General features: G+C 69.4%; 8 protein-coding genes. 5 read left to right on the top strand and 3 right to left on the bottom strand.

What is annotated here, in order from left to right; all coding sequences use genetic code 11:
* Window positions 1-48 precede the first annotated feature (48 nt).
* The 3 genes from cysW to cysP all read right to left on the bottom strand — a co-directional run bounded on the left by cysW (window position 49) and on the right by cysP (window position 2,847).
* Window positions 49-885 carry a sulfate ABC transporter permease subunit CysW gene (cysW, locus tag ACIKT0_RS09885; protein ID WP_407105186.1) on the bottom strand — a complete coding sequence of 279 codons (837 nt, stop codon included), beginning with the start codon at window positions 883-885 and terminating at the stop codon, window positions 49-51.
* Entirely contained in the window at window positions 882-1,703 is an 822-nt protein-coding gene (gene cysT, locus ACIKT0_RS09890) for a sulfate ABC transporter permease subunit CysT (protein ID WP_407105187.1), read from the bottom strand. Before cysT ends, cysW begins: the two co-directional genes overlap by 4 nt.
* Window positions 1,704-1,830: 127 nt before the next feature.
* Complete coding sequence (gene cysP / locus ACIKT0_RS09895; RefSeq protein WP_407105188.1) at window positions 1,831-2,847, bottom strand: thiosulfate ABC transporter substrate-binding protein CysP; 1,017 nt, start codon at window positions 2,845-2,847, stop codon at window positions 1,831-1,833.
* A 211-nt stretch (window positions 2,848-3,058) separates the two neighbouring features.
* On the opposite strand from cysP, the gene ACIKT0_RS09900 reads away from it, so the two are divergent.
* From ACIKT0_RS09900 to ACIKT0_RS09920, 5 genes are all read left to right on the top strand, one after another.
* A complete protein-coding gene (locus ACIKT0_RS09900) occupies window positions 3,059-3,721 on the top strand; it encodes a phosphoribosylanthranilate isomerase (RefSeq protein WP_407105193.1) in 663 nt (220 codons plus the stop codon).
* Between the two features lie 5 nt (window positions 3,722-3,726).
* Window positions 3,727-4,944, top strand: a complete 1,218-nt coding sequence (gene trpB, locus ACIKT0_RS09905; protein ID WP_407105189.1) for a tryptophan synthase subunit beta — start codon at window positions 3,727-3,729, stop codon at window positions 4,942-4,944.
* Window positions 4,945-5,035: 91 nt separating this feature from the next.
* Window positions 5,036-5,869, top strand: a complete 834-nt coding sequence (trpA, locus tag ACIKT0_RS09910) for a tryptophan synthase subunit alpha (RefSeq protein WP_407105190.1) — start codon at window positions 5,036-5,038, stop codon at window positions 5,867-5,869.
* Between the two features lie 32 nt (window positions 5,870-5,901).
* A complete protein-coding gene (gene accD / locus ACIKT0_RS09915; RefSeq protein WP_407105191.1) occupies window positions 5,902-6,807 on the top strand; it encodes an acetyl-CoA carboxylase, carboxyltransferase subunit beta in 906 nt (301 codons plus the stop codon).
* Window positions 6,804-7,656 (top strand): bifunctional folylpolyglutamate synthase/dihydrofolate synthase (locus ACIKT0_RS09920; RefSeq protein ID WP_407105192.1); only part of this gene is annotated, 853 nt, incomplete at its 3' end. The genes accD and ACIKT0_RS09920, both read left to right, overlap by 4 nt.

The raw sequence follows: 7,656 nt of genomic DNA on the forward strand, positions 1-7,656 counted from the left end.
CTCCGTCGCGCGCGCGGCCCTGCCGGCGCCGCAGCGCGCCGCCTGAGATCAGCCGGCTCGCGCCGGCTCGTTCCGCTCGACGATCATCTTCGCCACGATGGTGAGCAGCGCGATCGCGGCCAGCACGGTCGCGGCCGCGAAGGCCCCCGCGGAATTGTAGTCCTGGTAGAGCAGCTCGATCTGCAGCGGCAGCGTGTTGGTCACGCCCCGGATGTTGCCGGAGACGACCGAGACCGCGCCGAACTCGCCCATCACGCGGGCGTTGGTCAGCACCACGCCGTAGAGCAGCGCCCAGCGGATGTTGGGAAGCGTGACGCTCCAGAGCGTCCGCCAGCCTGACGCCCCGAGCGTCAGCGCCGCCTCTTCCTCGGCCGAGCCCTGCGCCTGCATCAGCGGCAGGATCTCGCGCGCCACAAAGGGCGCCGTGACGAACAGGCTGGCCAGCACGATCGCCGGATAGGCGAACATGACCTTGATGCCGTGATCGAGCAGCCACGGCCCGAGCCAGCCCTGCGCCCCATAGACGAACAGATAGGCGACGCCCGCGACGATGGGCGAGACCGAGAACGGCAGCTCGATCAGGGCGATCAGCAGCCCCTTGCCGCGGAACTCGAACTTCGCGACCGCCCACGCGGCCGCGATCCCGAAGGCGGTGTTGATCGGCACGGCGACTAGCGCGGTCGCGACCGTCAGCAGGATGGCGTGCCGGGTGTCAGGGGTGGCGAGGTTCTGCAGATAGGGGCCGAAGCCCGCCCGAAGCGCCTCGCTGAAGATCACCGCCAGCGGGCCGCCGATCAGCAGCGCCGCGATCGAGACGGCGGCGCCGATGATCAGCGTGCGCGCGAGGAGGGAGTCGCCGACCCGCGGCCGCGCCTGTCTGCTCATGAGGGCCTCGCGTAACGCAGCCGCCAAAGCTGGATGGCGTTGGTGACGAGCAGCATCAGAAAGGCTGCGGCGAGCATCACGGTCGCGATCGCGGCGGCCGCCTGGTAGTCGTATTCCTCGAGCCGGATGAACACGAGCAGCGCGGCGATCTCGGTTCGGAACGGCTGGTTTCCGGCGATGAAGATCACCGCCCCGAACTCGCCGAGCGAGCGCGCAAAGGCGAGGCTGCACCCGGCCAGGAACGCCGGGAAGATCTCCGGGAACAGCACGCTGCGGAAGATGCGCCAGGGGCCGGCGCCAAGCGTCTCGGCGGCCTCCTCATAGTCGCCGGTCAGGTCCTGCAGCACCGGCTGGACCGAGCGCACCACGAAGGGCAGGCTGGTGAACGCCATCGCGACCACGATGCCGAGCGGCGCATAGGCGACCTTCACGCCGAGCGGCTCCAGCACCGAGCCGTACCAGCCATTGCCTGCGAACAGGGCGGTGAGCGCGACGCCCGCGACCGCCGTCGGCAGCGCGAACGGCACGTCGACCAGCGCGTCGAGCAGGCGCTTGCCCGGGAACTCGTAGCGGACCAGCGCCCAGGCGAGCGCGAGGCCCAGGATCGCGTTCAGGGCGGTCGCCGCGAGCGCCGCCAGGACCGTGATCCTGAAGGCGGCGAGCGCCCGGTCGCCGGTCACGACTGCGATGAAGCGGGCGGCTCCCATGCCGCGCGTCTCCAGCACGAGCGCCGCCAGCGGAAGCAGCACGATCACGCCCAGATAGGCGAGCGTCAGGCCGAGCGCGAGGCGGAAGCCGGGAAGGGGCGAGCGGGGCATGAGGACTCGGGCGTCATCCCGGACGGCCGCGAGGCCGGGCCCGGATCATCGGCGGGACGACGCCTTATAGGGAACACGGTCCCGGATCGCGAGTTTTCGGCGCGTCCGGGAGGTGGCTGAGGAGGTCTTAGCGCCCGACGAACACCTGATCGAGCTTGCCCCCGGAGGCGAAATGCGTCTCGCTGGCCTTCTTCCAGCCGCCGAAGACCTCGTCGACCGTCAGCAGTTCGACCTTCGGAAAGCGGTCCTTGTTGGCCTCCATGATCTTCGGATCCTGCACCCGGTTGTTGAACGAGGCGATGATCTCCTGGCCCTTCGGGCTGTAGAGGTAGTTCAGGTATTCGGTCGCGAGCGCCCGGCTGCCCCGGCGGTCGACCACCTTGTCCACGACCGCGACGGGGAATTCCGCGAGCAGGCTGAGCGGCGGCACCACCACGTCGACCTTGTCGGCGCCGTACTCCTTCTTCACCGCCGCCGTCTCGGCCTCGAACGTCACCAGGACATCGCCGATGCCGCGCTCGACGAAGGTCGTCGTGGAGCCGCGTCCGCCGGTGTCGAACACCGGGACGTTGCTCAGCAGCTTCTTCACGAAGGCGTCCGCCTTGGCCTCGTCGCCGCCATTCTGCTTCAGCGCGAAGGCGTAGGCGGCCAGATAGGTGTAGCGGGCGTTGCCCGAGGTCTTGGGGTTCGGGAACACCACCTTGACGTCATCGCGGACGAGGTCGTCCCAGTTCTTCACGTTCTTCGGGTTGCCGGAGCGCACGACGAAAGCAGGCAACGAGTAGTAGGGCGAGGCGTTGTTGGGGAACTTGCTCTTCCAGTCGGGAGAGACGAGCGCGCCCTTGTCGGCGAGGAGCTGAACGTCCAGCTCCTGGTTGAAGGTGACGACGTCCGCCTCGAGCCCCTCGAGGATGGCGCGCGCCTGCTTCGAGGTGCCGGCATGGCTCTGGTTGACGGTGACGACCCGGCCGTCCTTGGCCTTCTGGTCAGCCGAGAACTGCTTGTCGATCTCGGCGTAGAGTTCACGGCCGATGTCGTAGGAGACGTTGAGCAGCGTGTCGGGGCCTGCAGCCCAGGCGGGGGCCGTGGTCAGGCCGAGCAGGCCCAGGGCGAGGACGGTGCGGCGGGCGAACGAGGCGGGCATTGGTGCGGCTCCGAAGCGGCTGTCGCGGATGCGCGACGTGCGGGCTACCGGCCCGCGCCACCGATCTACATATGTACAGCTCGAATGTCGAATTTAATTATAAATACTAAAATTCAGTGTTAAATACGGCGCTGATCCGAGGCGCGCGATTCGCGTTGGACCTCGGCGGCGCTCCATGCGAAGCGAACGCGTGAAGGAGGCCGGAGCGGCGATGTCTCTGGAGGTCAAGATCTGCGGGCTCTCCGAGCCCCGGACGCTGGACGCCGCGCTGGACGCCGGCGCCGACGTCGTTGGGTTGGTGTCCTTCCCGAAAAGCCCGCGGCACGTCTCTGTCGAGCAGGCCGCCACGCTTGCCGCGCAGGTCCGGGGGCGGGCCCGTGTGGCGCTGCTGACGGTCGACGCGACGGACGACCTCATCGCGGAGCTCGTCGCCGCCACGATGGCCGACATTCTGCAACTGCACGGACAGGAGAGCCCCGACCGGGTTCGGGCGCTGCGGCTGATCTTCGGCCGCGAGGTCTGGAAGGCCGTGCCGATCGGCGAGGCGGCCGACGTGGCGCTCGCGCAGCCCTATTGGGATGTCGCCGACCGGGTGCTGTTCGACGCCAAGCCGCCCGCCGGGGCGAGCCTGCCCGGCGGCAACGGCGTCGCCTTCGACTGGCGGCTGCTCGCCGACCTTGACCCCAAGCAGTCCTTCGTGCTTTCGGGAGGCCTTACGCCGGACAGCGTGGTCGAAGCCGTTCAGACCACGCGCGCGCGCGCCGTCGACGTCTCTTCGGGCGTCGAGCGCGGGCCTGGCGTCAAGGATCCGGATCTGATCGCCGCCTTCGTGACCCGCGCGCGGTCGGCCGCGGTCTCGTCCAGCGAAAGGTGATCGCCTTGACCGCGCAGCCGCAGCCGAATTCCTTCCGGACCGGGCCCGACGAGCGCGGGCGTTTCGGCATCTATGGCGGCCGCTTCGTCGCCGAGACGCTGATGCCGCTGATCCTCCAGCTCGAGGCCGAATACCGCTCGGCGAAGGAGGATCCGGCGTTCCAGGCCGAGATGGCGTCCTGTCGCACCCATTATATCGGTCGGCCGAGCCCGCTTTATTTCGCCGAGCGTCTCACCGAGCATCTCGGCGGCGCGAAGGTGTATCTGAAGCGCGAGGAGCTGAACCACACCGGCTCCCACAAGGTGAACAACGTGCTCGGGCAGATCCTGCTCGCGCGCCGCATGGGCAAGAAGCGCATCATCGCCGAGACCGGCGCCGGCTCGCACGGCGTCGCGACGGCGACGCTCTGCGCGCGGTTCGGGCTGCAGTGCGTCGTCTACATGGGCGCGGTCGACGTCGCCCGTCAGGCGCCGAACGTGTTCCGCATGAAGATGCTGGGCGCCGAGGTCGTGCCGGTCGAGTCCGGCTCAAGGACGCTGAAGGACGCCCTCAACGAGGCGCTGCGCGACTGGGTGTCGAACGTCCACGACACCTTCTATTGCATCGGCACCGTCGCGGGCCCGCACCCCTATCCGGAGATGGTGCGCGACTTCCAGTCGGTGATCGGGGAGGAGACCCGGGCGCAGATGATGGAGGCGGAGGGCCGGCTGCCGGACAGCCTGTTCGCCTGCGTTGGCGGCGGCTCCAACGCGATCGGCCTGTTCCATCCGTTCCTCGACGACACCGACGTGGCGATCTACGGCGTGGAGGCCGCGGGATTCGGTCTGTCCGGCCTGAACGCGGCGTCGATCGCGGGCGGCGCGCCCGGCATCCTGCACGGCAACCGCACCTACCTGTTGATGGACAAGGACGGGCAGATCGAGGAAGGCCACTCGATCTCGGCCGGCCTGGACTATCCGGGCGTCGGTCCGGAGCACGCCTGGCTGAACGACATCGGCCGCGTAAAGTATCTCTCCGCCACCGACGACGAGGCCGTGAACGCCTTCCAGGTCCTCACGAAACTCGAAGGCATCATCCCCGCGCTCGAGAGCGCCCATGCGATCGCCAAGGTGCTGGAGCTCGCGCCGGGGTTGCCCAAGGACCATCTGATGGTGGTCAACCTGTCGGGGCGCGGAGACAAGGACGTGCCCCAGATCGCCGAACGCCTCGGGACCAAGCTGTGACGATGACACGATCGAGCGCGCGCCTCCGGCCGGTCGGCGCGGGGCGCAGCGGTGCTGCGGACGAGGGAGCTTGCGTCCGGTGGAGCCTCGCATGAGCGACCGGATCGGCGCGCGGTTCGCGCAGACGGGCCGGGAAGGCCGCGCGGCGCTGGTGACCTTCGTCACCGCGGGCGACCCGGACCATGAAACTTCGCTCGAGATCCTGCGCGCGCTTCCCCGCGCGGGCGCGGACGTGATCGAGCTCGGCATGCCCTTCACCGATCCGATGGCGGACGGCCCCGCGATCCAGGCCGCGGGGCTCAGGGCGCTCGCCGGCGGCGCCACGCTGGTGAAGACCCTCGATCTGGTGCGCGCCTTCCGGGAGCAGGATCAGGCCACGCCGCTCGTGCTGATGGGCTACTACAACCCGATCTACGTCCATGGCGTGCAGCGCTTCCTCCAGGAAGCGAAGGAGGCCGGCGCCGACGGGCTGATCGTGGTCGATCTGCCGCCCGAGGAGGACGAGGAGCTTTGCCTGCCGGCGCTCGAGGCGGGCCTCGCCTTCATCCGTCTGGCGACGCCGACGACTGATGACGCGCGCCTGCCCATGGTGCTGAAGAACACCGCGGGCTTCGTCTATTACGTCTCGATCGCCGGCATCACCGGCGCCGCGACGCCCGACTTCAACCTGGTCGCCGAGGCGGTCGCTCGCCTCAAGCGCCACACCACGCTGCCGGTCGCGGTCGGCTTCGGGGTCAAGACGCCGGAACACGCCGCCGCGATCGCCGCGGGCGCGGACGGCGTTGTGGTCGGCTCCGCCCTCGTGGACGCCGTCAGGTCCAGCCTCGATGGCCAGGGCCGCGCCACCGAAAAGACCGTTGCGGCTGTCACCGATCTTGTCGCCGCGCTCGCCGCCGGCGTCCGCCGCGCCCGGGCCGCCGCGTGAGCGACGACCGCGCCGAAGGAGTCTCCAGGCCTATGAACTGGCTGGTCAACGTCGTCCGCCCGAAGATCAACAGTCTCTGGACCCGACGCGAAAGCACCCCCGACAATCTCTGGATCAAATGTCCGGAAACCGGGCAGCTCGTGTTCCACAAGGATGTGGAGGCCAATGACTGGGTGATCCCCGGATCGGGCTACCACATGCGCATGGGCGCCAAGCGCCGGCTGGTGGCCACGCTCGACGCCGGCTTCGAGGACATCGGACTGCCGGAGGTCGCAGCCGATCCGCTGCGCTTCCGCGACGAGAAGAAGTATGTCGACCGTCTGAAGGACGCCCGCAACAAGACCGGAATGGCTGACGCCGTGAAGGTCGCGGTCGGGACCATCGAGGGCGCGCCCGCGACCGTCGTGGTGCAGGACTTCGACTTCATGGGCGGGTCGCTCGGCATGGCGGCCGGCGAGGCGATCGTGCGCGGCTTCGAGACCGCGCTCGAGCGCGGAACGCCGCTGGTGCTGTTCGCGGCCTCCGGCGGCGCCCGCATGCAGGAGGGCATCCTGTCGCTGATGCAGATGCCGCGCACCACCGTGGGCGTCGAGATGCTGCGCGAGGCCAGGCTGCCCTACATCGTCGTCCTCACCAACCCCACCACCGGCGGGGTCACCGCCTCCTACGCGATGCTGGGCGACGTCCACATCGCGGAGCCCGGAGCGCTGATCGGCTTCGCCGGCCCGCGCGTGATCGAGCAGACGATCCGCGAGAAGCTGCCGGAAGGCTTCCAGCGCGCCGAATATCTCAAGGACCACGGCATGGTCGACATGGTCGTGCATCGCAAGGACATGCGGGCGACGCTGGCGCGGCTGTGCCGGCTGCTCACCAAGGCGCCGGGGCGTGAGTCGGAGCAGCCCTCCGGCGAGATCCAGGCGGCGGCCGCCCACGCGTGAGCGCCCTGCCAGCACGGACATCGTCGCTCGGTCCGAGCGACGCCTATCTCGAGCGCTTCCTCGCGCTGCACCCGAAGGAGATCGACCTCTCCCTGGGTCGCGTCGAGGGCCTGCTGGACGCGCTCGGCCGCCCGCAGGCATCCATGCCTCCGGCGATCCAGATCGCCGGCACGAACGGCAAGGGCTCCACGACCGCCTTCCTGCGCGCGATGCTGGAGGCGGCGGGCAAGAGCGTCCACGTCTACACCTCGCCGCATCTGGTGCGCTTCCACGAACGCATCAGGCTCGGCTCGCCCGAAGGCGGCGCCTTCGTGGACGAGGACCGCCTGGCGGCGACCTTCGAGGAGGTCGACCGGGTCAATGACGGCCGGCCGATCACGCTGTTCGAGATCACCACGGCCGCGGCCCTGCTGCTGTTCGCCCGCAACCCGGCGGACGTGCTGCTGCTCGAGGTGGGGCTCGGCGGCCGCTATGACGCCACCAATGTGGTGACCAACGCGCTCGCGGGCGTGATCACGCCGGTCAGCCTCGATCATCAGAAGTTTCTCGGCGACACGCTGTCGGCGATCGCGCACGAGAAGGCCGGCATCCTGAAGAGCCTGGTCCCCGCCGTGATCGCCCGGCAGGAACAGGAATCGCTCGCGGCCATCGAGCGCGAGGCCGCGCGGGTCGGCTCGCCGCTCGCGATCTCGGGCCAGGACTGGCAGGCGCGCGAGGAGCGCGGCCGGCTGGTGTTCGAGGATGGCGACGGGCTGCTCGACCTGCCGCTGCCGCGGCTTGTCGGCCGCCACCAGATCGAGAACGCAGGGGCCGCCATCGCGACCTTGCGCAGCCTGCCGGCGCTTGGCG

This window comes from Hansschlegelia beijingensis, assembly GCF_045505405.1.
Lineage (GTDB): Bacteria > Pseudomonadota > Alphaproteobacteria > Rhizobiales > Methylopilaceae > Methylopila > Methylopila beijingensis_A.